We start from the raw sequence: 26,721 nt of genomic DNA, 5'->3' as shown, positions 1-26,721 counted from the left end.
TAAAACAGGAAGATGCTGCATAACTTTCATCTGCTGCGCCCTTCTTTTTGTCTCTAATTTTCTAACAGAGAAAGGGGAATGGATTTGAAATTTTTCCATACAGCTGACTGGCATTTGGGCAAGCTCGTGCAAGGAACCTATATGACAGAAGATCAGCGATATATATTACAGAAATTTATAGAAGATATTAAACAGGAAAAACCGGATGCTGTCATCATCGCAGGTGATTTATATGACCGGGCGATTCCGCCGACTGAAGCGGTAGCTTTATTAAACGATGTCTTGCAGGAAATTGTCATCGATCTGCAAACCCCTGTTATCGCTATTGCAGGAAATCACGACAGCCCGGGCCGCCTTCATTTTGGCAGTACGTTTATGAAAGAACAAGGACTTTACATAACTGGAGAATTATCAGCTGATCTTTCGCCGGTGAAACTGAATGATGAATTTGGCGATGTGTATTTTCATTTGATTCCTTACGCAGATCCGTCTGTGGTCAGTCACTTGCTTAAAGACGACAGTATTTCAAGTCATCAGCAAGCGATGAAACAAATTATTGAGCGTATCACACAGTCAATGGATGAAAATGCGCGGCATGTTTTTGTCGGACATGCATTTATTACTCCGCACGGAGAGAAAGAGGATAATACGAGCGATGCCGAACGGCCGTTATCGATCGGCGGAGCGGAGTATGTCTCTGCTGATCTATTTGAACCGTTTCATTACACGGCACTCGGTCATTTGCATCAGGCACATTTTGTAGGCAATGAAACGATCCGCTACTCAGGCTCTCCATTGAAATATTCTATTTCCGAAGAGAAACATCAAAAAGGCTATGTCATTGTGGAGCTGGATGGAAACGGCAACACAAAAATTGAGAAAAAGCTTCTTACTCCGCTTCATGATGTGCGGACTGTCGAAAGTACGATGGATGAATTATTACTGATGGAAACGAATGATGATTATGTATTTGTGAAGCTTCTCGATACTGTGCCTGTTATTCAGCCGATGGAAAAAATTCGGTCGGTCTTTCCGAATGCCATGCATGTGGAACGTAAATTATTCGTTTCCTCCACTGAAGGGCTCGGCGCAACAGCAGCCGTTGAGAAAAGAGAAGACGACCATGCCATGTTCGCATCATTCTTTAAAGAGCTGCAAGGGGAAGAGGCAGATGAAGAGACAAAAGAATTATTCGCGCAAGTTCTGTGGGATGTCATGAAGGAGGAGGACTGAGCATGAAGCCGATTACACTGACTATGACTGCGTTTGGACCGTATAAAGACAAAGAAACGATTGATTTTCGCGACTTGAAAGATCATCGTTTATTTGTCATCTCTGGAAAAACAGGTGCCGGAAAAACGACGATTTTCGATGGCATTTGTTTTGCGCTCTACGGGCAGGCAAGCGGGGAAGACCGCACCGAAACTAAAGCCTTGCGCAGCCAATTTGCCGATGACGATGTACAGACGACCGTCGAATTGACTTTTGACATCCATAACCGCAGATTCCGCGTTTTGCGTCAGATCCCGTACAGAAAGAAAGGGAATAAATCGGATACCCTCGGGCGCTGTGAACTGTTTGAAGAGAAAGATCAGCAATTCATTCCCGCGGTCGACCGTCAAATAGTCACAGAAGTCAATGAGAAAATCGAACAATTACTGGGGTTTACCCATGCACAATTCAGTCAGATTATGATGTTGCCGCAAGGGGAGTTCCGCAAGTTTCTGACTTCCGATACGGGCAATAAAGAAGCCATTATGCGCAAAATATTCAAAACGGAACCATACCAGAAAATCGTCGATCGCCTGAAAGTGAAAAAAGATAAAGCGAATGCAGAATATCTTCGGGAAAAACAGCTGAGCGATGCAATCCTTCACCAGATTCCTGCTAAATTGCCAGTACGTGATTCATTATTATTCAATGAACTCCAGTCCGAATACCCGAATTATCATCAATTGGTGTTAGGACTTCAGCAAGAATACGAACACCATACCGCACAATCTGCCGAAACACATAAAGAATACACCCGGTTATACGGCGCTCACAATGAAAAGCAACAGGAACTGCACAGCGCCCGATTAATCAATGACCAATTTATCAGGCTGCAGCAGCGCGAGCAGGAACTGCAAGTTTTACTGGCAAAAGAAGCAGAGATGAACAAGCTCGAAATGCAATTGCAGCAAGCAGAACGCGCCGCCCGGTTGGAAGATCTCGAACAGCAGGTACAGTCGAATGAGTCCGAATGGAAAAAGAGAGACAAGAGCTATTCAGAAGCGGTAATCTCTCTTTCGCATGCCGAAAAAGAGCTGAAAGCAGCGAAATTGTCTTTCGATCAGGAACAGGCGAGAGAAGACGAACGCAAAGAAGTGAAAGAAGGATTGCTGAAGCTGCAAAATCTTCTTCCGGCTGTTTCGGGACTGGCAGATCAGCGTCAGAAGCTGGATTCACTGCAGCAAAAAGTAGACCAGCTGGAGAAAGCTCTGGCAGAAAAACTTCATATGTCTCACGTGCAGCAGCAGTCCATCACGGCGCAGAAAAATGAAATGAAAGAATTAGAAACATCACTGGAACAATATGAACAGCTCGTAGATGAATTGGCGAATACTCGAGAGATTACTAAACAACTGAATTCCTATCAGCAGCAATTGACACAACGAAATGAGCTGAAGATTCAATGTGAAGCAGCTAAACAGACAGCTGAAGATGTTGCAGCGTCTTATCAGGCGCTTGAAAACAGATGGATCAGCAATCAGGCGGTCATTCTTGCTGCATCGCTTCATGACGGAGAGTCTTGTCCTGTCTGCGGCAGTAAAGATCACCCTGAAAAAGCGGCAGGCTCAGAAAAAGAACATATTACGAAAGAGCAACTTGATGCAGCCAAACTGGAATTGACGGAAAAAGAACGGATTTACCATACAAAACAAGCAGGAATGCAACAGTTGCAGCGGGATATAGAAGCGGCTGAAGCCGAACTTCGACAGCGGCAAGTGGAACCTGACCGCGATTATCAGAAAGAACTCGCCGCACTGACTGAACAAACGGCGGTCCTCAGAAACAAAAGAGACATGCTGAAACAGAAAAAACAACAGCAAAATCAGGCGGAAGCTGCCATGGAGGAACAGCATGCAGAAATTAAGGAACTTGAACAACGATTAAATGAATTAACAGGCGAGAGAGAGACAAAACAGGCTCTGTATCAGCATGCGCTTTCAACTATTCCGGAAGAGCTGCGTGAACTTTCCGCACTGCAGCAGCAAATCAAGTCAAAACAGTCGTTGAGTGAGCAGCTTGAAAGCACATGGAAAGCCATACAGCAGAAACTGCAGGATTCTTCTACAGAAAAAACGAAATGGGAATTGCGTGAACAGCTGGAAAAGGAATCTCTGGCGGAAATAAAAGAAAAAATGGATCAAAGCCAAGCTTTATTTGCGAAACGATTATCAGAAGAAGGCTTTGTTTCAGAAAAAAGCTATACTCAGGTGAAACTGCCGGCCACGCAGCGCCAGGCAATACAGCATCAATTGCGAGAATATGCACAGACTCTTCATACGCTTAAATCTTCCCTGGAAGAACTGAAGCAATCTGTAAAAGGCAAGGAGCCGGCTGACTTGGCTGTGATAGAGCATCAGGTGGATACTCTAAAAACGCAGTATGAAGAAGCCTTTGCTTCATATAACCAATGCAAAGCCTGGGAACAAGCTGCACAGGGACTGTCTGCCGAATTGGAAACAAGTAAATCACGTGAAGCTGAGCTTGAGAAAACATATGGAAAAATAACTAATCTTTACGATATCATGCGCGGCCAAAATCACTTAAAGATTTCGTTTGAACGCTATATTCAAATTGAGTATTTGGAACGCATTATCCAGGCCGCCAACATTCGGCTGCGGGATCTTTCAAATGGCCAATACGAATTGGTCCGAAGTGATCGCCAGGAAGCCAGAGGCAAACAAAGCGGGCTGGGCATCGATGTCCATGATGCGTATACAGGGCAAACAAGAGACGTCAAGACGTTATCCGGGGGTGAGAAATTCAATGCCTCCTTATGTCTTGCACTCGGCATGGCGGATGTTATTCAAAGTTTCCAGGGCGCAGTCCGGATGGAGACGATGTTTATAGATGAAGGGTTTGGCGCGCTGGATGAAGAAGCGATTCAGAAAGCCATCGACACACTGATAGCACTTCAGCAGTCAGGAAGAATGATCGGTATAATTTCTCATATCGATGAAATGAAAGAAGCGATTCCAGCAACACTGCAAGTGACGAAGCAGAAAGAAGGATACAGTAAAACAAAATTTATTCTGAACTGATTCGATTGACTGCACACATCATCCCGGCAATGTCCTTTCGGCTTGCGGAACAGTAAACGGGATGATGCAGCATGATTGTAAATTGCTGGCCATTTACGTTTGAAGGGTTCTTCGTGAGCCTTTCAAGCGATTTTTTTTGCAGCGCGTTGCCTGTGTACCCTAAAGCTTCATGCGCCTAATTGAGTAGTCAGTAAGTTGGCAATACACGCAAAAGTTAAATGATTTACTGGACTGTTGATTTTCTGAATAGACAGGCGTAATATGAGGGAACGCAATATATTGCATACATAATTGTACTGTTGTTCATGGGAGGATTTCATTCGTATGGAGAAGAAATTATCGTTTTCGTCAAGCCTAGTTATAGGGGTTATGCTATTCGCACTCTTTTTTGGAGCCGGCAATTTAATCTTTCCCGCGGAGCTTGGGCAGCTCGCTGGAGATCAAACGTGGAAAGCGATGCTCGGCTTTTTATTCACCGGAGTAGGATTGCCTTTCTTAGGTATATTGGCCATTGGTTTTTCAGGGAAGAAAGATTTGCAGGACCTGGCAAGCCGTATTCATCCGGTCTATGCCGTGCTGTTCACAGCGACACTTTATTTAACAATCGGACCGTTCTTTGCTGCCCCTCGAACGGGAGCTGTAGCATTTGACATTGGTGTAGCACCTTTCCTGAACGGAATATCCATTGATTTGGCGCGCTTTCTGTTTACACTTGCCTTTTTTGGAATCAGTATGTGGCTGTCATTGAACCCGGCGAAAATTGTGGATCGGGTAGGGAAGTATTTATCACCGCTCATCATAATCATCCTAATTGGCTTAATTGTTATGACAGTCTTTAATCCGATGGGAACGATACAGGCACCCCGCGAACCATACAATGAAATGCCATTCTTCACCGGTTTCTTTGAAGGATATAACACGATGGATGCGCTGGCCTCACTTGTATTTGGAATCATCGTAATTAACGCAATGCATGCAATGGGGATTACAAATAAAAAACAAATTTTGGCTTCTACTGCCAAAACAGGATGTGTGGCAGCCGGATTTTTAGCGATCATTTATCTTGGAATTGCTTATCTGGGTGCAACGTCTGTCGGTTTATTTGGGCAGCTGAATGGAGGAGGTCCTGTTTTAAGTGAAACAGCTTCGTATCTGTTTGGTTCTGCCGGTCTGGTACTGCTGGGCGTTGTCATCATGCTTGCCTGTCTCACAACAGCGATTGGATTGCTGACTGCATGTGCAGAGTATTTTCATGCAATTATTCCGCGGATCAGTTATAAAGTTTTTGTGATTTTCTTTTCTGCGTTCTGCCTGATGGTGGCAAACTTCGGATTGGAGAATATCATTAATTTTTCCTTGCCTGTTCTCGTCCTGCTCTATCCGCTGGCAATGGTATTGATACTGCTGACGTTCGCCGGACCGTTATTCCGGCAATCCAGCATGGTGTACCGGACTGCAACAATGACTGCGTTCGTAATCAGTTTCGTCGAAGCGCTTGTAAAGTTCTATACTTTAGTGGAACGGCAAATGCCAAATTGGCTAATTGCTGCGGATGAATTGTATGAAACTTACATTCCGTATTATTCAGAGGGCATCGGCTGGCTGATACCTGTCTTACTCGTAACAGCGGCAACAGGCTTTGCAGCTGTGCTGTCCAATAAAGGAATGGGAAATACCGGTGTTATTGCTTCTAATAAAAAAGGCTGAAAGATGACTGAAGACGGACTCTGCTGATCAGGAGCCTGTCTTCAGTCATTTCAGCGCACGGATTGATTCTATTATCTGCAGAACGCAAAAGAGACTGGGACATAATATGAAAAAAGCGTAAAGGAGTTTTCCCTTACGCTTTTTTATGTCTATTTTTTAATAAATACTTTGCAAAGCATTTGAGTGGACCGGAGCGGAAAAAGGCCGACTCCTGCGGGATTTAGCGCGAATGTTGAGACCCCGCAGGAGCGCCAGCGACGAGGAGGCTCAAGCGCGCCCCGCGGAAAGCGTGCCTTTTGGGCGCAGGGGAACGGACTTTATTTTTAGTTTTGTCCCAGCCTCTTAACTCATCTAATCAGGAATCTGCTTTCTTAATTGAATGAAATTCCTCAATTGCGCGGAGCCAGTTTTCCCGCATGACACTGGTTACTTCTTCTCCGTTTCGCTGATTCATTAAATCAATAATCTGTTCATGTTCAGCAATCGATTTTTCCGTCAGTATAATAGAGTTATGGAAAAACAATCTGCGCACATGCGCCTGCAAAGAGACGAGCATAGAAGAAATATACTGGTTATCAGCAGTGTCCACTATAATCTGATGGAATTTCTCATCGATCTTCAGCGCTTGGAAATAATCTTCTTTTTCTACTGCCTGCGCAAAGCGTTTATTTGTATCGCGCAGTTTCTTTATGATAGCATCTGTCAAATTCGGGATGGACAATTCTGCCGACAAAGCCTGTAAAGCAGCTAGAGGGGGGAGCAGATCTGAAATGGATTCAGGATTAACTTCCGTTACCTGTGTCGCTTTACCGGGGAACATCTGAACGAATCCTTGTACTTCCAGCAGCTGAAGCGACTCCCGAATTGGTGTGCGGCTCACACCGAGCGCTTCTGCCAGTTCAACATCATTCAATTTTTCGCCCGGCTGCAGAGTTCCATCAATAATCCATTTTTGCAATTGACTAAACGCATTTTCTTTGGCTGTTTTACGAACAGGCTGCGCATGATTTGTTGGTATAGGCAATATATCACACCGTCTTTCTTCTAAAGTTGTTTTTTAGTAAGGCTAATCTCACTGTGCCCGATATACAATATACTACATCTTTTTACTGTTAAATAACAGTGAAATTTGAAACTTACAAAAATAATTGGAAATTACCATCGGGATATTTAGACGTTTCAGAAAATAATGTTGAATTAAATTCAAATAGTTCTTGTAGTTTCCGCGTGTATTTGTTAGATTAATTCTATACATAATTTGCTTTATACCAGTAGATTAAATTTTACAAATCTTCAAAAAAAGGTATTGCAAATTTAGTAAACATTTGTTATTGTTTACATGTGTACTATAACAAAAGACCAACTAAAATCGCTGTAACATATTATCTAGTAAGCTTGATGATGAAAGCGGTTTCAGAGAGAAGGGGGAAATACGAACCAGTTTACTAAAGTAACTTGCTACATAAAAGAGAAAGGGGATTACTAAATGAGCAATCACGGGGCGCGTGGAAAATCCACATTAGATTATGAAAAGATTGTTGAAACTGAAGACTTTAAAGGTCTTGTAAAAAGAAAGAAGACTTTCGCCACACCTTTTGTTGTTTTCTTCTTCGCAGCGTACTTTATTCTTCCTTTATTAACGGGCTACACAAAAGTTTTAGAAAAACCTGCAATTGGTGCAATGACTTGGACTTGGGTCTATGCATTCTCCATGTTCGTAATGGTATGGATCTTCACTTCCATCTACATGAACAAAGCAAGACATTTTGATGTTGAAGTAGACGAAATTATAGAGAAAAACGTTCTTAAATAAGGGGGCAGTGTTCATGAGTTGGATTTCCTACGTTATATTCTTCGCAGTAATCGCGTTGACGCTCTATATTACATACTGGGCGGCGAAACAGACAACTACAGCAAGTGATTTCTATACTGCCGGCGGATCATTAACTGGTTGGCAAAATGGTATGGCCATCGCCGGTGACTATTTATCGGCAGCATCTTTCCTGGGTATCGCCGGTGCGATTTCACTTAACGGTTTCGATGGTTTCTATTATAGTATTGGCTGGTTAACAGCTTATCTGGTTGTATTATTCTTAATTGCTGAACCACTTCGTAACCTTGGTAAATTTACGATGGCAGATATGATCGGTGCCCGATTCGGCGCAAAGAAAGTGCGAGGAGCTGCAGCATTAAATACGATCACTATTGTAATGTTCTACATGCTTGCACAGCTGGTCGGTGCGGGTGCGCTTATTAAATTACTATTCGGTATTGAGTATTGGATCGCAGTTCTAATCGTTGGAACAATGATGTTAATCTATGTTCTATTCGGCGGAATGACTGCAACAAGCTGGGTACAAATTGTTAAAGCTATTCTTTTGATGGCGGGTACAGTTATTATCTCCTTCCTTGTGCTTATGAAGTTCAATTTCAACTTCATTGGTATGTTCGAGACAATGAAAACCGCTACTCCTCATGGTGAAGCGTTCCTTCACTCAGGGGTTGTTTATAAAGACACAATTGGACTAATTTCAGTATTGATTGCCTTAGTTTTGGGTACTGCTGGTCTTCCGCACATCTTAATGCGTTTCTTCACAGTAAAGGATGCGAAAACAGCACGTTCTTCCGTTATCTATTCTGTATGGATTATCGGTATTTTCTATGTATTGACGATCTTCCTTGGATTTGGCGCAGCTAAATTCGTTGGATCAGACGCAATCATTGCAGAAAACGCTGCAGGAAACATGGCGGCACCAATGCTTGCCGGAGTTCTCGGCGGAGATGCACTTGAATCGTTCGTTGCAGCTGTAGCATTCGCTACAATTCTTGCAGTTGTTGCTGGTCTTGTACTTTCTGGTGCATCTGCAATCGCTCACGATATTTACGGACAAATCTTCAAAAATGGTAAGGTAACAGAGAAGGAGCAAGTAAATGCAGCTCGATGGGCTTCTATTGCAATCGGTGTATTCTCTATCCTTCTGGCTCTTGGTTCTGAAAAGCTGAACGTTGCGTTCTTGGTATCACTTGCATTCTGTGTTGCTGCTTCCGCAAACGTACCAACGATTCTGTTAACTATTTACTGGAAGCGTTTCAACACAACAGGTGCTGTTGCATCCATGTTGACAGGTCTAATCGTTGCACTTGTTCTAGTTGCGATCAGCCCATCTGTATTGAATCCGGTTGAAGGGGCTACTCTTATCACTGGAAATCCGATCTTCCCATATTCTAACCCGGCTATTGTTTCTGTGCCAGCAGGTTTCCTTGCTGCATGGATCGGTACAATTGTTAGCTCTAAGCGTCACGAAAAAGACGAAGTCGCTTATGCAGAAGTTCGATTCAAAGCAGAAACTGGTTACAAAGAACTTGATCTGTAATAACTTCTAGAAATTCAACTGATCGCCCCCTCTTCTACAAGCTCGCAGAAGAGGGGGCTATTTTTTTGGAATGTAAAAGTTAACTGAACATATGCAATGAGTACTGCCAGATAGAGTGTCTGAATAATAGTTATATGGATATCGTCACACTTAATTGAAACGGGAGGTTTTGGAATGCTGCAGACAATAAAAGACCGTAAGTTGTATGATAGAGTCCATAAAAATCCGCTGTTTGCCAATACAACAGAAGAGGAATTTGACAGGCTGTTACTCGCTTGTAAACTAAAGGTATACGAAGAAGCAGAGAAATCAAATTACTTCAAAACACCGCAAGAAGGTTTGCTGATCGTATTAGAAGGTTCAGCAGAAGTAATGATTGAAGGACAGGACGGAAGCCCCGTGATGCTTGAAGTAATACAGGAAAATGAAATTATCGGCTTCTCGAATTTTGCTTATTACTTAGGTGAGATGGCAAGGCCGCTCGATAAACATCATATCGATATGGAAGTGGCCAAACATTCCATCTGTCTTCAAGTGCCCTATGATGTAATTAAGCAGCGGATGGACGATCAGGAAGTGCGTGATTATGTTCTGCGTAAGATGTCGCTCCGTCTGGCCAATGTTTATACTTCGCTGGGAGAACAAGTCCGGCTGGCAGATGAGTATGGAGAAAGCGAGCCGTACGTACGGCGGGTTCAAGATTTTATGAGCAGTCCGGTCATCACGATTCATGCGGATGCAGAAGCCCGGGAAATTGCGGAGCTGATGATTAAAAACTCCATCAGTTCTATTATTGTGACGGATCAGGCAGGAAAACTTCTGGGGATCGTGACAGAAAAAGACTTAGTGGAACGGGTAATAGCGGGCGGCGGTTCTCCTGCCGTACTCCGTGCGAAGGACATCATGACAAAGAAACCGCACACTGTGAAAATGACTGATTACTATTACGAAGCGCTGTCGAAATTCTATAAGCATGGAATCAAACATTTACCTGTTGTGAAAGCAGGAAAACCTGTTGGCATTGTGACATTTGCCACGCTTATGACGAAGCGCGACCGTAATTCAATGAATATCCTAAAAACTATTGAAGAAGCGTCATTTGAAAATCTGCCGGTTGTCAAAGAAGCAATATATGATGTGCTGTCAAATTTGATTCAGGACGAAATATCGACCATTCATACGCTGGAGATCATTACGAAGTTCTATGATCGTCTGGCAAAACATTGCGTCATGCTGGCTGTGCAGTCTCTGGAAGACCAGGGAAAAGGTCCGCCGCCCGTCCAGTTTGCCTGGTATCAGATGGGCAGCGGTGCGCGTGGAGAGCAGTTTATGCTGACGGATCAAGATCATTTTCTAGTCTATGAAGACGTTTCAAGGGAAGAAGCCGTGCAAGTGGAGAAGTACTTTGAGCTTCTCGGCAATGAAATAGTGGTTCATCTTGAACAGGCAGGATATACAAGATGCATCGGTTTCATGATGGCCAGCGAGACACAATGGCGGGGCACAATGTCTATCTGGCACGCCCGTCTCCGTCAGTGGGCTCTGCAGTCTACACCTGAACAAATCTTATTAGGCTATAATTTTCTTTCATTCCGGTTCCTTTACGGTGAAACAGCGGTAAATGACCGGTTTATTGAAATGGTACAGCGTCTGCTCGAAAAATCAGCGACATTTATTTACTATATGGCGCAGCAGGAAAAAGAAAAGCCGATTCCGCATTTGCAGCAGAATTTCCTAAATATTTTCCGCGGCCGCAGTAAAGCGGATGTGATTGACATCAAGAAACACGCGCTGTTCCCGCTGCACCACTGCCTGCAAATTTTAGGTGTCAGCAATGGAATTATTAACGCGACACCGCTGGAAATCATTTCAGCGTTGCAGAAAAAGAAAAAGATTACGAAAGACTTCGCGGAAGAAATCCGGCATGCGTATGAAATTTCTTTGAGCATCCGAATTTCCATGTCGTGGGAAAAGCATTTGCGTAATGAAAAAATCTCGACAGAAATTGATTTGCACTCGTTAAGAAGATGGGAATTGAATGAATTGCGCACCACTTTAGATACGGTCCGGGCATTGCAATCACATTTATTATCAAAATTATGAGATATCAACGGCGATAGTCCCTGTACAAAATCCGCGCATAATGTACTATATAAGTAGGGGGCGACATCATGTTTTGGAAAAAGAAAAAATTAACGTATGAACTGCAGCAGTCTCTTCAGCTAAATACACCACTTCAAGAAATGAATTTTACGGTATTTGATACGGAAACGACAGGTTTTGCCATCGGGGCAGATGATCGGATGATAGAAATCGGTGCGGTGCAGGTAGAAGGATTCGAAGTGACAGACCGCGTCTTTCAGACATTCGTCAACCCGTCTAGAGAAATTCCCCCTGTCATCAGCAAGCTGACCAATATACAACAATCACAAGTTGATCAAGCGCCTATGCCTTTGCCGGCCATTGAAGAATATTTTGCCTTTATTGAAAAAAATAAAAGTGCAGGCTGGGTGGGGCACCACGTCAGTTTCGATGAACTGGTCATCAAGAAAGAACTGAGCCGGCAGAAATGCACGTTTCAAAATCCTACTTCATTTGATACGATGCATTTAATCCGTTATTTGGATCCTACGGGTGAACAGCAGGATTTGGAAGACTATGCAAAGCTTTTCGGAACAGAGGTTTTTGAACGTCACCGTGCACTAGGGGATGCTTTAACTACTGCTCATGTCTTCACGGCATTGCTAAAAAAACTCGATCGTCAAGGCGTAAAGACGCTGGCAGACTTACTCCGCATTAAAAATGGCGGGGCACATAAATTCGCTTCCCAGACATAAACCTGCGGGCCGGCCATTCAAAGAAACTGAAATGGCCGGCCTGTTCGTTTGTTGTGATATAGTGGAAATTAGAAGTTGAACAAATTTCAAGGGACGTGAACGAATGAATAAACGTCAGTCGATTTTACTTGCCGTCATTATCCTGGCTGTCATCGTCTATTGCTGGATATTATTTTTTGAGCTGCCGGATAAGACTGGACATAGTGCAGCAGCATACATAGACTTGCTGAAAAATTAGTTCATCTGGAGAGGGAGCGGATATATATGGAGATTGTGATCATTACAGGTGCTTCAAAAGGAATTGGCCGTCAATTGCTTAGTCAATTCAGCGATACAGGCGCTACAGTGTACGGGATGGCGCGGACAAACCCGGAGTCATTACATACGATGTATGAAGTGGATGTTGCTGATTATGGGAAATCTTCCGCGATTTTAGAGGGGATAATCAGTCAGCATAAAGATGAAGCGAACTCTTTCACTTTAATTAATAATGCGGGGATGATTGATCCGATCAGTTTGGCCGGCTCTTTGGATTCTCTGAAAATCGAGCAGGCAATTCAAGTGAACTTAACGGCACCGATTCAATTAATCAATACGTTTATTGATGCTTTAAAAGATTTCAGAGGTACGAAGAAAGTTTTAAATATATCATCGGGTGCTGGCCGCCATGCATATGAAGGATGGAGTATTTATTGCACGACGAAAGCTGGTCTCGACCATTTTTCACGGGTTGTTGCACTAGAGCAGCAAAAGGCAGACTATCCGACAGGCATTGTTTCGATTGCGCCGGGTATTATTGACACCGGCATGCAGGAAACTATCCGTTCGTCTTCTGAAAAACAATTCCCGCATCTGAAGCGATTTATCGCGTACAAGCAGGAAGGCCAATTAAGTTCAGCACAAAAGACCGCAGAAAAATTAGTGCGATTTGTGAAGGAAACAAATTTTCTTGAATCAGAGCCAATTGCCGACATCCGTCAATTTGACTGAAAGGAAAGCCGCAGCCGTATGTAACGTGGCTGCGGCTTGTTTTATTCCCCGGCTTCTACTGTGCGTACCTCTTTGAAATCTTTCATTTTTTCGAGTGCCAGTAAAAATGGAGGGTTTCTTCTTTGATTCAAAAGTTCATAGCGTATGGCATGCACATCTCCCTGATGGAGTGTGGAGACATAGTCGAGCAGTGCATCGCGCTCTTCGCTGCCGCCTTCGTGTCCGTCGTATACAGTAATCGTAATGATTCCCGACTTTTTCAATAATCCAAGCATGGCATGGATTGCCGCAATAGTTGAAGAGGGGGTCGTAATAATACTGAGATCATCACTGTACGGCAAATAGCCTAAGTTGAACATGGCGCCGCTGATTTCACTTTGCACATATTCTCTGACGTTTGCATGACTGTCGTGGATCAAAGTTGCGCGGCCCGCCAGTTCACCGAGATGCCGGTTTGTTGCTTCAAGTGCCTGCTGCTGTATATCAAATGCCACTACATGTCCTGTTTCGCCGACCAATTCGGCCAAAAATAGTGTATCATTGCCGTTTCCTGCCGTCGCATCCACCACAGTGTCGCCCGGCTGCACGCGTTCTGAAATCATCCGTTTCGCCATCGGCAATACACGGTGCAGTAGTATGTCCGCCACGTTATTTCACCTCTTGCAGATGTTTTTTTCCTTGCCAGCTATTGCGCCGCTCGAGTTCCCGGTCAATGCCGTTCAGAACTTCCCACTTGGTGACGCTCCACATCGGTCCAATCAATAAGTCAATCGGACCGTCGCCTGTAATACGGTGCACAATCATTTCAGGCGGGATAATTTCAAGCTGATCCACCACCAGATTAATATAAGCTTCCTTCGTCAGGAATTTGAGCTTGCCTTTTTCATATTGCTTTACCATAGGCGTGCCTTTTAATAAGTGAAGCAAATGTATTTTGATGCCCTGTACATCGAGCTTCGCTACCGCTCGGGCAGTTTCCATCATCATTTCTTCTGTCTCACCGGGCAGTCCGTTGATGATATGGCTGCAAATATTAATATTATGTTTGCGCAGCTTGTCGACGCCTTCTTTATAACATTCGAAATCATGTGCCCGGTTAACGAGTTTGGCTGTAGACTCATGGACGGTCTGCAGGCCGAGTTCCACCCAAAGATAGGTGCGTTCGTTCAGCTCAGCCAAATATTCCACAACGTCATCCGGCAGGCAGTCAGGACGCGTGGCAATTGACAGCGCGACTACGCCTTCCTGTGCCAATGCAGCTTCAAACTTTTCTTTCAGAACAGGGAGGGGGGCATGCGTATTCGTATATGCCTGGAAATATGCCATGTATTTCGCGTCTTTCCATTTGCGCTGGGACCGTTCTTTGATTTCAGCGAATTGGACATCTATCGTATCGACGCGGTCTCCGGCAAAATCGCCTGAACCCGCCACGCTGCAAAACGTGCAGCCGCCATGCGCAACTGTGCCGTCACGGTTCGGGCAGTCAAAGCCAGCGTCTAATGCCACTTTCGCGATTTTACAGCCGAATGTATCCTTTAGATGTCTTGACCATGTATGGTATCGTTTCCCTTCGCTCGGAAACGGAAAATTGATTTCATTCATTATGTACAGCTCCTTTACAAAAGACATTGTACCATGGAATATACAGCGATATCACACCACAAATCGCACGAATTGTTTGCTTTGCGACAAAAAGCAACAGAGGAGGCTTGTAATCAGTCGTTGTTTCGGGTAAACTGAAGAAAATAATGAAGGCTTTGATGAGGAATAGTACTTCTACCGCTACATTTTAGAGAGCAGACGGTCAGTGCAAGTCTGTAATAGCGTCGAACGAACTCGCCTTTGAGCCTGTATTGGTGAATACTTGTAGCTGATACCGTACTCCGCGTTAAGGAATCAAGTTGGACGGCGCAGTCCGTCAATTTGGGTGGTACCGCGGGAAACTATACAGACTCTCGTCCCTTTTCACAGGGACGGGAGTCTTTTTTTATCTGTATGCGCCAATACAAGAAGCTGAATTCGCATGACAATGGAGGAGTTTTTCAAATGAGTTATAAGCACACGCAAATTGAAAAGAAATGGCAACAATATTGGCAGGATCATGGCACGTACAAAATGGTTGATGATCCATCGAAGCCGAAGTTTTATGCATTGGATATGTTCCCGTATCCTTCCGGCGCAGGTCTGCACGTAGGACATCCGCTCGGCTATATCGCGACAGATATTTTAAGTGCGTTCAAACGCAAGCAAGGATACAACGTGCTGCACCCGATGGGATGGGATGCATTTGGATTGCCTGCGGAACAGTATGCGATCGATACAGGGAATGACCCGGCTGAATTCACAGCGAAAAACATCGCAACGTTCAAGCGGCAAATGCAGGACCTTGGATTTTCTTACGACTGGGACCGGGAAATCAACACGACGGACCCTAGTTATTATAAGTGGACACAGTGGATTTTCATTCAATTGTATAAGCGCGGTCTTGCGTATATTGATGAAGTGCCTGTTAACTGGTGTCCGGCACTCGGAACAGTGCTTGCGAATGAAGAAGTAATCGACGGATTGTCCGAGCGCGGAAATCACCCGGTAGAACGCCGTCCGATGCGCCAGTGGGTGCTGCGTATTACGGAATATGCAGACCGTCTGCTGGAAGACTTGGATGACCTTGACTGGCCAGAAAGCCTAAAAGATATGCAGCGAAATTGGATTGGCCGTTCAGAAGGTGCGCAACTGACATTTGACATCGCGGATACGGATCATTCATTCGAAGCATTCACTACACGTCCTGACACGATTTTCGGTGCAACGTATGCGGTATTGGCACCTGAACATAAATTGGTTAGCGAAATTACAACGGATGCTCAGCGTGAAGCGGTTGAAAATTATATTAGCTCAGTGAAATCAAAGAGTGATCTTGAGCGTACAGATTTAGCGAAAGAAAAAACAGGTGTATTCACTGGTGCATATGCCATTAACCCGGCAAGCGGAGAGAAAATGCCGATCTGGATTGCGGATTATGTTTTGGCAACATATGGAACAGGTGCCATCATGGCGGTTCCGGCACATGATGAACGGGACTATGAATTTGCAAAAACATTTGATCTGCCGATTATCGAAGTCGTAGCAGGCGGGAATATTGAAGAGGAAGCCTATGCAGGGGAAGGGGAGCATGTGAATTCGGACTTCCTGAATGGATTAGGCAAAGAAGAAGCGATCACAAAAGCGATCGAATGGTTTGAAGAAAAAGGCACAGGCGAACGCAAAATCACGTATCGTTTGCGTGACTGGTTATTCTCCCGTCAGAGATACTGGGGCGAGCCGATTCCTGTAATTCACTGGGAAGACGGCACAATGACAACTGTCGACGAATCTGAATTGCCGTTGATGCTGCCGGTAACGGATAATATTAAGCCGAGCGGCACGGGTGAATCACCGCTTGCGAATATTACAGAGTGGGTGAATGTTGTCGATCCTGAAACGGGAATGAAAGGACGCCGTGAAACGAATACGATGCCGCAATGGGCGGGAAGCTGCTGGTATTATCTGCGTTATATCGACCCGAAAAATGATGAAATGATCATTGACCCGAAATTGGCCGAGCGCTGGCTGCCGGTAGATATTTACGTAGGCGGTGCAGAGCATGCGGTACTTCACTTATTGTATGCGCGTTTCTGGCACAAAGTATTGTATGACATTGGTGTCGTTCAAACGAAAGAGCCGTTCCAGAAGCTCTTCAATCAGGGAATGATCTTAGGTGAAGGTCATGTGAAAATGTCCAAATCACTCGGAAATGTCATCAACCCGGATGATATCGTTCATTCACACGGTGCAGATACATTGCGTATTTATGAAATGTTCATGGGTCCGCTTGATGCATCGAAAGAATGGTCAACGAACGGGCTGGACGGGTCACGCCGTTTCCTTGACCGCATTTGGCGTTTGCTCGTCAATGAGGATGACACACTGACCGGCAAATTGACTGATGAAACTGGCGGACCGCTTGAGAAAGTGTATAACCAGACTGTTAAAAAAGTTACGGAAGATTTCGAGAGCATGCGCAATAATACCGCCATCTCTCAACTGATGGTATTCATCAATGAATGCTATAAAGCAGAGAAATTGCCGAAAGCGTATATCGAAGGATTCATTTTATTAATTTCACCGGTCACGCCGCACTTGGCAGAAGAACTGTGGTCCAAACTCGGACATACAGAATCGATCGCGTATGCACAGTGGCCGACATTTGATGAATCGAAGCTGTCGGATGATACGGTAGAAGTTGCAGTGCAAATCAACGGAAAAATCCGTGCAAAAATTACTGTACCAAAAGATTCTGCGAAAGAAGAGCTGGAACAGGCGGCTCTGGAAAATGAAGATGTGAAACAGTGGATGGAAGGCAAGGAATTGAAGAAAATCATAGCGATTCCTGGACGCCTGGTAAATATTGTAGCTGGTTAATAACATAACGAATGCCGGTCGAAGACAAAATCCTTCGGCCGGCTTTTTTGTGTGTGAAGCGCAGGAACATCATTCGAGAGGGTAGGCGCTCAATAATTCCTGCAAGTGATCATACTTGTTGGTCAAGCGCTCATACCTGTTGGCCAGGTGATCATACCGTCCCGTCAAGCGCTCATAGCCGACGGCCAAGTGATCATACCAGCCTGTCAAGCGCTCATACCCGATGGCCAAGTGATCATACCGTCCCGTCAAGCGCTCATAGCCGACGGCCAAGTGATCATACCAGCCTGTCAAGCGCTCATACCCGATGGCCAGGTGATCATACCAGCCTGTCGAGCGCTCATACCTGATGGCCAAGCGCTCATACCGTCCCGTCAAGCGCTCATACCTAATAACTCAATTCATCAACCCTGCATTCATTCCTGCAAGACGTCCCGTGACAAGTGCGGCAGTAATATTATAGCCGCCCGTGTAGCCGTGGATATCCAAAATCTCGCCGCAGAAAAACAGTCCGGACTTCTTCCGTGAAGCCATTGTTTTCGGTTCGACTTCTTTCACAGACACACCGCCGCCTGTGACGAATGCTTTCTCGATTGGCTGCGTCCCGGTAATATAGACAGGAAAAGTTTTAAACAGGCTTGCGAGCGTCCGAATGGAATCTCGCCTGATGTCTGCTCCGATTGCCGTTTCATCGATTCCGGCTTGCTTTAGCAGAAACAGCAGCCACCGTTCCGGAACGAGTCCTTTCAATGACGTCTTTACTTGTTTTTTGGACTCCTCTTTTAAAATCTTAGTGATCATTTGCGTGACTTGCTCTTCATGCTGATCAGGCATGGAATCAATTTGCAGTAAGACGGGCTGTCTGCCGTTTTTCATCTGTTCTTTGACGACGAATTGGCTGCACCGCAATATCGCAGGGCCGCTTACACCAAAGTGGGTAAACAGCATATCCATCTGATGTGTGACGAGTGTTTTCCCTTTCTTGTTCAAAACGGATACTTTCACATCGCGCAGTGCGAGACCCTGCAGTTCCTTCGAAGCAATGAAAGGTTCTTTTGACAGCAAAGGAACTTCCGTCGGATACAGCGGTGTGACGGTATGTCCTGCACGTTCCGCCCACGGGTAGCCGTCGCCTGTGCTGCCCGTTTGGGGAACTGCCTTGCCGCCGACCGCCACGACTACTGCATGTGCACGCAGTTCTTCACCGTCATCCAGCCGGACACCCAGAATTTTTTCATCGTCCATCAGCAGTTTTTGTACACGGCTTTCCAAACGGATTTCCACACCGAGTTCATCCAGTTGATTCAAGAGGGCATTGACAACGTCTTTGGATTTATTGGAAACAGGAAACATTCGGCCGTGATCTTCCTCTTTTAATGGGACGCCGAGTCCTTCGAAGTACTGGATGATATCCTGATTGTTGAAAACAGAGAACGGACCGAACAGGAATTTTCCGTTGCCTGGAATATGTTTAATGATTTCTTCTTGGGACAGCCGATTTGTGACGTTACACCGGCCGCCGCCAGAGATAGCTAATTTATTGCCGAGCTTTCGGCCTTTTTCCAGCAGCAAGACACGCTTTTTTTGTTCGGCTGCCGCAATGGAGGCCATTAAGCCTGAAGGTCCGCCGCCGATTACGATTACATCATACATTGTAGAACCACGCTTTCTTCTCATTTTGTCTATCATTATACACCATATACGCCGGGTTGCTTTTTGATTTAGAATTCAGTTAAAGATTGTGCAAAAGCGTGCCGAGGGGTAAACTATACAAGTATCTCTTTAGGAATGGAAGGAATCAATTATGGCATCGAATTTACTGAAAGGCACAGCCATTTTAACGATTGGCTTATTTTTATCGAAGGCACTTGGTCTGCTTTATGTAATACCGTTTTATGCAATTGTCGGTGAAAAAAGTGTCGGACTCTATCAATATGCATACATACCTTATAATTTAGCGCTTGCGGTCGCAGTATCAGGAGCACCGCTAGCTATTTCCAAATTTGTTTCAAAGTACAATGCGCTCGGTGATTATGCGACCGGACGGAAACTGATGAAATCGGGTATGGTGATCATGTCTGCAACAGGCCTGCTGTCATTTCTGGCGTTGTTTTTCCTTGCGAATCCTATTGCGGAGCTTGTCATTAAAGATGAAGAACAGATATTTACTGTACAGGATATTGCGACAGTCATTCGCTGGGTCAGCTTTGCGTTGCTTGCCGTGCCGCTGCTCAGTATCGGACGGGGGTTTCTGCAAGGCTATCAGAAGTTTGAACCGACATCGGTGTCTCAATTAATCGAGCAGATTGTGCGCATCATCGTCGTGCTCGCTGGGGCATTTGTAGTCGTCAATGTGCTCGATCTGTCGCCGAGAATCGCTGTGCAGTTTGCCGTGTTTGCCGCATTTATCGGCGCGCTTGCTGGGTTATGGAGCCTGTATCATTACTGGAAGAAGTATCAGGAGGAATTTGATTATTTATTGTCGAACAGCCCGCCTGCAAGCTCTGTATCGCTGAAGCAAATCTATACAGAAGTATTCGCTTATGTATTGCCGTTTGTGCTGGTGGGAACGATTAATCCAATCTATCAATTCGTCGATATGGTTACGTTCAACGGTGCGATGAAATCTATTGGGCTCGCCAGTGTGTCTGACTTATATTTAACGAAGCTTAATTTTTTAACACATAAAATTGTTATGATTCCTGTAATGGTCGCAACGGGTTTTTCGATGGCGCTCATTTCGATCATTACGAAAGATTATACGATGAAAAATCAAAAAGGCGTCACGCGTTCACTTGATCAGACGTATCAGATTATGTTGTTTCTGACCATTCCGATGGTGATTGGTTTGATTGTGCTCAACAGTGAAGTGTATCAGTTTTTGTATGAGTATGATGTGGCGGGGGCAAGTGTCTTGGCTTCCTATGCACCGGTTGCGATTCTGTTTGCGATGTTCACGGTAACGGCGGCAATTTTGCAGGGAATTGATCATCACAAATGGATCGTATTCACTTCATTGCTTGGGCTGCTGGTGAAAATGCTCATCAATATTCCGCTGATTAAGCTGTTTGAGGTGAATGGTGCGATTGCAGCCACTGCAATTGGCTATTCAGTAGCTGTAGGCATTAACTTATATGTCATCAAGAAAGCGTTGAATTACAAATCCGAAATGGTCATCAGACGCCTGTTCCTGATCCTGGTTTTTAACGCGGTCATGTTCCTGGGAGTTTGGCTGACAAATAAAGGGCTGAATATGGTGCATATCCCGATAGGACGCTGGCAAGCTTTGCTGTATGTTATGATCGGCTCAGTCGTCGGCATGGTGATCTATGGATTCCTGGCTTTCAAATCTGGACTTGCACAACAATTATTCGGAGACCGGCTGACACGTATTATGCAGCGCTTCGGGTTTGGAGGGTAATGAATGAGACTGGATAAATTATTATCAAATACTGGATATGGTTCACGTAAAGAAGTGCGGCAGCTGCTGAAAAAAGGAATGATCCGGGTGAATGGGGCAGTGATAAAAGATCCTGCCCAGCATGTGGATCCTGAACAAGATGCGATTTCATTATTGGGTGAAGAAGTGATCTATCGGGAGTTTATTTATCTGATGATGCATAAGCCGCCCGGCGTGCTGTCTGCAACAGAAGATAACCGGGATCAAACGGTCATCGATTTGCTCGGAAGCGAAGAGCGGCATTTTGAACCGTTTCCGGTAGGCAGACTGGATAAAGATACGGAAGGGTTATTACTGCTGACAAATGACGGCAAGCTCGCGCATAATTTATTGTCGCCTAAAAAAGAAGTGCCAAAGACGTATTATGCAAAGGTGGCCGGCCGTGTGACAAATGAAGACGCAGAAGCTTTTGCACACGGCGTGGTGCTGGACGATGCGTACGAGACGAAACCTGGAATGCTGAACATCTTGCGTTCGGATGAGTTGTCGGAAATTGAACTGACGATAACGGAAGGGAAGTTTCATCAAGTAAAGCGGATGTTTGAAGCAGTAGGCAAAAAAGTAGTGTATTTAAAACGGCTGACGATGGGCCCGCTGACGCTGGATGCGGACCTGGAGCTCGGGGACTATCGGGAGCTGACGGAAGAGGAAGTACAGAAGCTGATAGAAGCGGATTATTCCAAGCAAAAAGGCTGATGCAAAAGCGTCAGCCTTTTTGCTTGTTAAACTTGTATATAGGATGCTGAATCAGGAAGGTAATTTCACTTTCTTGGAAGTCGTCGTCCATTCGCCGCGGACTGAGTTTTTAATCAATTCATTGTACTCGAGAACGTGTAAGTCACGCTGGGCAGTTCGAGGGGAAATGTTAAATTCCTCCGCCACGTCCTCTGTCGTTACTTTTCCGTTATCCCGAATGAACAGATAGACATCTTTGATACGAATTAACATGCGATCGGTAGCTGGGTTCATCTAAGAAACCACTCCTTCATCTTCATATTTTCACTCCAACACTTCAAAAGAAGACTGCTGGTGTATTCTTTGAGACTACCTTTCCTGATTCGCTCCTTATAAAAAGTTATGCCAGAATAGTTAGAAATTGATCCTGACAACAACAGTATAACGTATTTTCGCGTAAATCGCACATATTTTCGCTTATCTATTCCATTTAGTTAGAATAGACAGTTAATAGATTGCTGCATGTTTAGTATATTGATAAATCTGTCTGCCAGTCTCATAAGGTGTAATTGATTTTATTCATCAAACATGTAAAAATAGGAACAGAAGAAACCGGCGGCATGACAGCCTGAGTTTCATAACAGAAGGGGTGGCGGTTGTATGATCTATTTTAAAGACGGGGAATTTCTGAATGAGGATCAAATACAAGTATCAGCGGATGATCGCGGCTATGCATTTGGCGATGGAGTCTATGAAGTAATCAAAGTCTATGACGGTAAATTGTATACAGCAAAGGAACACTTGGAGCGATTAGTGGAAAGTGCTGAAAAGATTCGCATAAACCTTCCTTATACAATGGAAGAGCTGACAGAAATCGTTGAATCGCTTCAGTCAGAAAATCAACTGACACTCGGCCATATTTATTTGCAGGTGACACGGGGAGTCGCACCGCGCGCGCATCAATTTCCTGAAAACAGTGTGCCTGTAGTGATGGGCTATGCTGTAGAGAGTCAGCGCCCGCTGCAAAATCTTGAAATGGGTGCGGCGATGAAATCAGTAGAAGATATGCGCTGGCTTCGCTGTGATATCAAAAGTTTAAATCTGCTCGGAAATGTGCTGGCTAAACAGGATGCAATTGAAGCCGGCTGCCAGGAAGCGCTGTTCGTGCGCGACGGGCTAGTGACAGAAGGCGCGTCATCCAATGTGTTCGGCATTAAAGACGGTGTGCTTCACACTCATCCCGCCAATCATTTCATTCTAAATGGCATAACACGCCGAGTCGTGCTGCAGTTAGCAAACGAGCTGGAAATACCTGTTTTGGAGAAAGAATTTACGCTGGCAGAAGCGCTTGATATGGATGAATTCTTCTTCACTTCGACTAATGCGGAAATAACGCCCGTTGTCATGATGGATCAGCAACCGATTGGCCAAGGAGTTCCTGGTCCGCTGACGAGAAAGCTGCAGTCCGCGTTCAACCGGCAAATTCCTCAGTTAACGGCGGCAGGTCATGCTGAGGAAAGAGAGTCAAATGGCCCAGCTAGTTAAACTGGCGGATTATATTTCCCGCTACGAGAATGATTTAACCCGTTATCCGACGCAGTTTATCCGCTTAAAACGCTATCAATGGAAACGGATTAAAAATCAGTGGGAATATGGGCTGGATCTGTATGCAGAGCAGGCAGTCACTGTATCTGAAGATGTAAAAGGGAATGAAAAATGGTATTCCTCACTATTCGGAAAATGGCGCAGACGCAAAGAAGGGGATCTTGCAGAACAATCGGCCGAAACAGTCGCTGAAACAGACCTTGAGGAACATGATCTGGAATTTCAGGCATCCATTCCAGGACGTCCTTCAAGTAAAGAGCAGCTGAAAAAAGAATATCGCGATCAATTGTTTCAATTTCAATTGAAGTGGGCCAGTTCTACATTGTATGACCGGTCCCGTGTAGATCCAAAATATTATTCGGATTTATTATTGAAGCAATTGACACTGCGTTTGCCGGATAGTTTTCTGTTGTTTTACTACCCGATTGTCAAAGTGAATAAAGCGCCTGTTGAACTGGATATTATCCTGCTGGCACCGACTGCATGCTACTGCATTACCGTGCTCGAAGATGATCGCATGGCGGCTTACATTGGCAGCGGGGAAAGATTTTGGCTGAAGAAGTTCGGAGAAGAAGAAGTGAAAGTGCTCAATCCAACAATTGCGCTCAGCCGGATGGAAAAAGTCCTGTCTTCATTTTTTAAAGCGTCAAAAGTCGAACTGCCCATCAAGAAGCTTATCATTTCACGTAATGGCTATATTGATTATCCGGGTACGCCGTTTGAAATCACGACAATTGACCGCAAAAACTATGAGCAATGGCTCGAGAAATTAAGCAGCAATCCAAGTCCTATGAAGCATACGCAATTTAAAGCGGCACAGGCAATTTTAGATCATGCGCAAACGACGGCAATGAGCCGCCTGTTTGAAGCAGAAGAAACAGCAGAAGAATAACAGATTAGATATTACTGAAAAAGAGAGAGTGTACTGATTATGCGTTTACGAAATAAGCCATGGGCAAAGGATTTCATGGCAGAACACCCGGACGTGCTGATTTTAGATCCGGAAAGCAAGAAGCATCACTGGTCGGAAGAGTTCGATAACGATGCACCGATACATATTGAAGTCGGTACGGGCAAAGGACAGTTTATCATTGGGATGGCATTAGCAAACCCTTCTATTAATTATATTGGAATTGAACATTTTGATAATGTCATCGTATCCGCGCTAGAGAAAGCAATCGAGGCGGAAAAACCATCCAATCTTCGGCTGCTGCGGATGAATGGAGAAGAACTGGACTCGATTTTTACAGAGTCAGAGATTGACCGGGTGTATTTAAACTTTTCCGACCCATGGCCAAAAACACGCCATGAAAAGCGCCGTCTTACGCATGCAAATTTCTTGGCGAAATATGAAAAGGTTTTAAAAGAACACGGAGAAATTCATTTCAAGACAGATAATCGTTCGCTCTTTGAATATTCACTTGTCTCCATGACCGATTACGGCATGAAATTACTTTCCGTCTCCTTAGATTTACATGCGAATATGCCAGAAGATAATATACTGACAGAGTATGAGGAGAAATTTTCGAGTAAAGGCCAGCCGATTTACCGTTTGGAAGCACAATATCAAAGCTGACTGTGAGCAGAAAGACAGATGCCGGACGTTGTTCTTTTCCGCTGGGACTGTATGGATCAGTGGAAAAGTATAACGTCAGTTACGGCAAATATTTAGGATTGCAGGGAGGAATTAATTTGGATCAATTAACTTTTCATGACATGAAACTCACGTGGCTGGACGGCGGCGTAAACTATCTGGACGGCGGTGCCATGTTCGGCGTCGTGCCAAAAGCATTGTGGTCAAGACGCTATGAAGCAGATGAGAACAATTTAATTGAACTGCGGACAGACCCTATACTGATTCAATATCAAAATAAGAATTATTTAATTGATTCAGGTATCGGAAAAGGAAAGCTGGACGAGAAGAAAAAGCGCAATCTTGGTGTCAGAGCAGAGACGCGTGTGGAGGAAAGTCTGGCGGAGCTTGGTTTAACGCCGGCGGATATCGATGCAGTGTTAATGACTCACTTGCACAATGACCATGCAGCAGGTTTGACGCAGTGGGAAGGCGATCAGCTCATTTCGGTATTTAAGAATGCAGTCATCTATACATCTAAAGTAGAGTGGGATGAGATGCGGGAGCCGAATATCCGTTCACGCAATACGTATTGGCCGGAAAACTGGGAGCCGATTCAGGATCAGGTGGAAACGTTTGAAGGGGAGTTTGAAGTAGTTCCGGGTATTACGATGCTTCATACCGGCGGCCATAGTGACGGCCACAGTGTGATTAAGCTGGAGCAAGGCGGCGAGACGCTGATTCATATGGCGGACATCATGCCGACGCATGCGCATTCAAATCCGCTATGGGTGCTTGCGTACGATGACTATCCAATGGATTCTATTTACGCAAAAGAGCGCTTGATGAAGGAAGCGCTTCCAAATAATTATGGGTTTATTTTCTATCATGACGCGGTGTATCGTATGGCGAAGTTCAGCGAAGACGGGAAGTCAATTGTGGACAGCCTGCCGCGTACTCGGTAAGGGAAGGTACAGCGCTTTATCCGCTGACTAAATGAATGCGCTTTCGGGGCGGCTGGTGTTGGGGATTAGAGTTAGTGAGTGACCATTGTTAGGAACTGTGCCGCAGTGAGTACAATGCCGTTCAGGCTTTGGTGATGGGACGTGGCTCGACTGGTTGTTGGAGTTTGAAGTGGGAGAGGGTCAGCTTTTAGGACCCGCGCCGGCACGTGGGGGATTGCCTTTCGTCATGAGCCAGCTGGCGAAGGGCGCGCCAGTTGTCTCATGACTTCGGCCGACCCCGCAGTTGTGCCTGCGCTGCTGAGTGGAAGCAATCCGGGTTGTGTTTTATAGGAGAAGAAGTTCAGTGACACGTTGCCGACTGGGGTATGCCTTAGCAAAAGACGTGTCATTTTTTGCTATCCCCTAACTGAACGGAGGCGCCTTCCAAGCGGTCGGCGAAGTGATGAGACAGCCAGGCGATCTTCCTGTCTGGCTCATTGCGTAGCCATCCGCAAGCACCGCAGTGAGTTCAATGCCGTTCTGGCATTGGTGATGGGACGTTGCTCGACTGGTTGTTGGAGTTTGAAGTGGGAGAGGGTCAGCTTTTAGGACCCGCGCCGGCACGTGGGGGATTGCCTTTCGTCATGAGCCAGCTGGCGAAGTGCGTGCCAGTTGTCTCATGACTTCGGCCGACCTCGCAGTTGTGCCTGCGCTGCTTAGTGGAGGCAATCCAGGTTGTGGTTTATAGGAGAAGAAGTTCAGTGACACGTTGCCGACTGGGGTAT

At 45.1% G+C, this 26,721-nt stretch carries 22 protein-coding genes and 1 other annotated feature; of the genes, 16 read left to right on the top strand and 6 right to left on the bottom strand.

Annotated features, from left to right (window positions below; genetic code table 11):
* The first annotated feature begins 84 nt into the window (after positions 1–84).
* The 3 genes from SporoP33_RS02650 to brnQ all read left to right on the top strand — a co-directional run bounded on the left by SporoP33_RS02650 (position 85) and on the right by brnQ (position 6,017).
* The gene (locus SporoP33_RS02650; protein ID WP_081242312.1) at positions 85–1,233 is read left to right on the top strand and encodes an exonuclease SbcCD subunit D; all 1,149 of its coding nucleotides are present in this window, start codon (positions 85–87) and stop codon (positions 1,231–1,233) included.
* A 2-nt stretch (positions 1,234–1,235) separates the two neighbouring features.
* Positions 1,236–4,310 (top strand): AAA family ATPase, encoded by a 3,075-nt coding sequence (locus SporoP33_RS02645; protein ID WP_081242311.1) that lies wholly within the window; start codon positions 1,236–1,238, stop codon positions 4,308–4,310.
* Between the two features lie 324 nt (positions 4,311–4,634).
* Complete coding sequence (brnQ, locus tag SporoP33_RS02640) at positions 4,635–6,017, top strand: branched-chain amino acid transport system II carrier protein (protein ID WP_081242310.1); 1,383 nt, start codon at positions 4,635–4,637, stop codon at positions 6,015–6,017.
* Between the two features lie 355 nt (positions 6,018–6,372).
* Here the strand turns inward: brnQ and SporoP33_RS02635 are convergent, their stop codons facing one another.
* On the bottom strand, positions 6,373–7,041 hold the full coding sequence (locus SporoP33_RS02635; RefSeq protein ID WP_081242309.1) for a GntR family transcriptional regulator: 669 nt from the start codon (positions 7,039–7,041) through the stop codon (positions 6,373–6,375).
* Between the two features lie 462 nt (positions 7,042–7,503).
* On the opposite strand from SporoP33_RS02635, the gene SporoP33_RS02630 reads away from it, so the two are divergent.
* From SporoP33_RS02630 to SporoP33_RS02610, 6 genes are all read left to right on the top strand, one after another.
* On the top strand, positions 7,504–7,830 hold the full coding sequence (locus tag SporoP33_RS02630) for a DUF485 domain-containing protein (protein WP_081242308.1): 327 nt from the start codon (positions 7,504–7,506) through the stop codon (positions 7,828–7,830).
* 13 nt (positions 7,831–7,843) lie between these two features.
* Positions 7,844–9,391 (top strand): solute symporter family protein, encoded by a 1,548-nt coding sequence (locus SporoP33_RS02625; protein ID WP_081242307.1) that lies wholly within the window; start codon positions 7,844–7,846, stop codon positions 9,389–9,391.
* Positions 9,392–9,565: 174 nt separating this feature from the next.
* Entirely contained in the window at positions 9,566–11,494 is a 1,929-nt protein-coding gene (locus SporoP33_RS02620; RefSeq protein ID WP_081242306.1) for a DUF294 nucleotidyltransferase-like domain-containing protein, read from the top strand.
* A gap of 68 nt (positions 11,495–11,562) precedes the next feature.
* Positions 11,563–12,228, top strand: coding sequence for a 3'-5' exonuclease (locus SporoP33_RS02615; protein ID WP_081242305.1), 666 nt, complete (start codon positions 11,563–11,565; stop codon positions 12,226–12,228).
* Positions 12,229–12,331: 103 nt separating this feature from the next.
* Positions 12,332–12,466 carry a hypothetical protein gene (locus SporoP33_RS16405; RefSeq protein ID WP_255363022.1) on the top strand — a complete coding sequence of 45 codons (135 nt, stop codon included), beginning with the start codon at positions 12,332–12,334 and terminating at the stop codon, positions 12,464–12,466.
* A 26-nt stretch (positions 12,467–12,492) separates the two neighbouring features.
* Positions 12,493–13,218 carry an SDR family NAD(P)-dependent oxidoreductase gene (locus SporoP33_RS02610; RefSeq protein ID WP_081242304.1) on the top strand — a complete coding sequence of 242 codons (726 nt, stop codon included), beginning with the start codon at positions 12,493–12,495 and terminating at the stop codon, positions 13,216–13,218.
* Positions 13,219–13,259: 41 nt separating this feature from the next.
* On the opposite strand, the gene SporoP33_RS02605 is transcribed toward SporoP33_RS02610, so the two are convergent.
* Together SporoP33_RS02605 and SporoP33_RS02600 are read right to left on the bottom strand one after the other, a co-directional pair.
* The gene (locus SporoP33_RS02605) at positions 13,260–13,865 is read right to left on the bottom strand and encodes a tRNA 5-(aminomethyl)-2-thiouridylate-methyltransferase MnmM (protein WP_081242303.1); all 606 of its coding nucleotides are present in this window, start codon (positions 13,863–13,865) and stop codon (positions 13,260–13,262) included.
* Position 13,866: 1 nt separating this feature from the next.
* Positions 13,867–14,820 (bottom strand): tRNA modification radical SAM protein MnmL/YtqA, encoded by a 954-nt coding sequence (locus SporoP33_RS02600; protein ID WP_081242302.1) that lies wholly within the window; start codon positions 14,818–14,820, stop codon positions 13,867–13,869.
* A 146-nt stretch (positions 14,821–14,966) separates the two neighbouring features.
* Positions 14,967–15,184: a binding site (T-box leader), on the top strand.
* An 80-nt stretch (positions 15,185–15,264) separates the two neighbouring features.
* Between SporoP33_RS02600 and leuS the strand changes: the two genes are divergently transcribed.
* On the top strand, positions 15,265–17,679 hold the full coding sequence (leuS, locus tag SporoP33_RS02595; protein ID WP_081242301.1) for a leucine--tRNA ligase: 2,415 nt from the start codon (positions 15,265–15,267) through the stop codon (positions 17,677–17,679).
* 69 nt (positions 17,680–17,748) lie between these two features.
* Here the strand turns inward: leuS and SporoP33_RS02590 are convergent, their stop codons facing one another.
* On the bottom strand, positions 17,749–18,057 hold the full coding sequence (locus SporoP33_RS02590; protein ID WP_081242300.1) for a hypothetical protein: 309 nt from the start codon (positions 18,055–18,057) through the stop codon (positions 17,749–17,751).
* Positions 18,058–18,075: 18 nt separating this feature from the next.
* Positions 18,076–19,332 carry a BaiN/RdsA family NAD(P)/FAD-dependent oxidoreductase gene (locus SporoP33_RS02585; RefSeq protein ID WP_155961391.1) on the bottom strand — a complete coding sequence of 419 codons (1,257 nt, stop codon included), beginning with the start codon at positions 19,330–19,332 and terminating at the stop codon, positions 18,076–18,078.
* Between the two features lie 151 nt (positions 19,333–19,483).
* Here SporoP33_RS02585 and SporoP33_RS02580 point away from each other — a divergent pair, with 151 nt between their 5' ends.
* Together SporoP33_RS02580 and SporoP33_RS02575 are read left to right on the top strand one after the other, a co-directional pair.
* On the top strand, positions 19,484–21,100 hold the full coding sequence (locus SporoP33_RS02580; RefSeq protein ID WP_081242298.1) for a putative polysaccharide biosynthesis protein: 1,617 nt from the start codon (positions 19,484–19,486) through the stop codon (positions 21,098–21,100).
* A gap of 3 nt (positions 21,101–21,103) precedes the next feature.
* A complete protein-coding gene (locus SporoP33_RS02575) occupies positions 21,104–21,835 on the top strand; it encodes a pseudouridine synthase (protein WP_081242297.1) in 732 nt (243 codons plus the stop codon).
* A gap of 51 nt (positions 21,836–21,886) precedes the next feature.
* Here SporoP33_RS02575 and SporoP33_RS02570 read toward each other — a convergent pair whose 3' ends face one another.
* Complete coding sequence (locus tag SporoP33_RS02570; protein ID WP_081242296.1) at positions 21,887–22,108, bottom strand: DeoR family transcriptional regulator; 222 nt, start codon at positions 22,106–22,108, stop codon at positions 21,887–21,889.
* 366 nt (positions 22,109–22,474) lie between these two features.
* Here SporoP33_RS02570 and dat point away from each other — a divergent pair, with 366 nt between their 5' ends.
* From dat to SporoP33_RS02550, 4 genes are all read left to right on the top strand, one after another.
* Complete coding sequence (gene dat / locus SporoP33_RS02565; RefSeq protein ID WP_081242295.1) at positions 22,475–23,359, top strand: D-amino-acid transaminase; 885 nt, start codon at positions 22,475–22,477, stop codon at positions 23,357–23,359.
* Positions 23,343–24,311 carry an NERD domain-containing protein gene (locus SporoP33_RS02560; protein WP_081242294.1) on the top strand — a complete coding sequence of 323 codons (969 nt, stop codon included), beginning with the start codon at positions 23,343–23,345 and terminating at the stop codon, positions 24,309–24,311. Before dat ends, SporoP33_RS02560 begins: the two co-directional genes overlap by 17 nt.
* A gap of 39 nt (positions 24,312–24,350) precedes the next feature.
* Complete coding sequence (trmB, locus tag SporoP33_RS02555) at positions 24,351–24,995, top strand: tRNA (guanosine(46)-N7)-methyltransferase TrmB (protein ID WP_081242293.1); 645 nt, start codon at positions 24,351–24,353, stop codon at positions 24,993–24,995.
* A gap of 116 nt (positions 24,996–25,111) precedes the next feature.
* Positions 25,112–25,957: a YtnP family quorum-quenching lactonase gene (locus tag SporoP33_RS02550; RefSeq protein ID WP_081244729.1), complete on the top strand. Its 846-nt coding sequence runs from the start codon at positions 25,112–25,114 to the stop codon at positions 25,955–25,957.
* Positions 25,958–26,721 lie beyond the last annotated feature (764 nt).

The organism is Sporosarcina sp. P33 (assembly GCF_002077155.1).
Lineage (GTDB): Bacteria > Bacillota > Bacilli > Bacillales_A > Planococcaceae > Sporosarcina.
The sequence above is the reverse complement of the archived record's forward strand: the minus strand, read 5'-3'. Positions and strand labels throughout refer to the sequence as shown.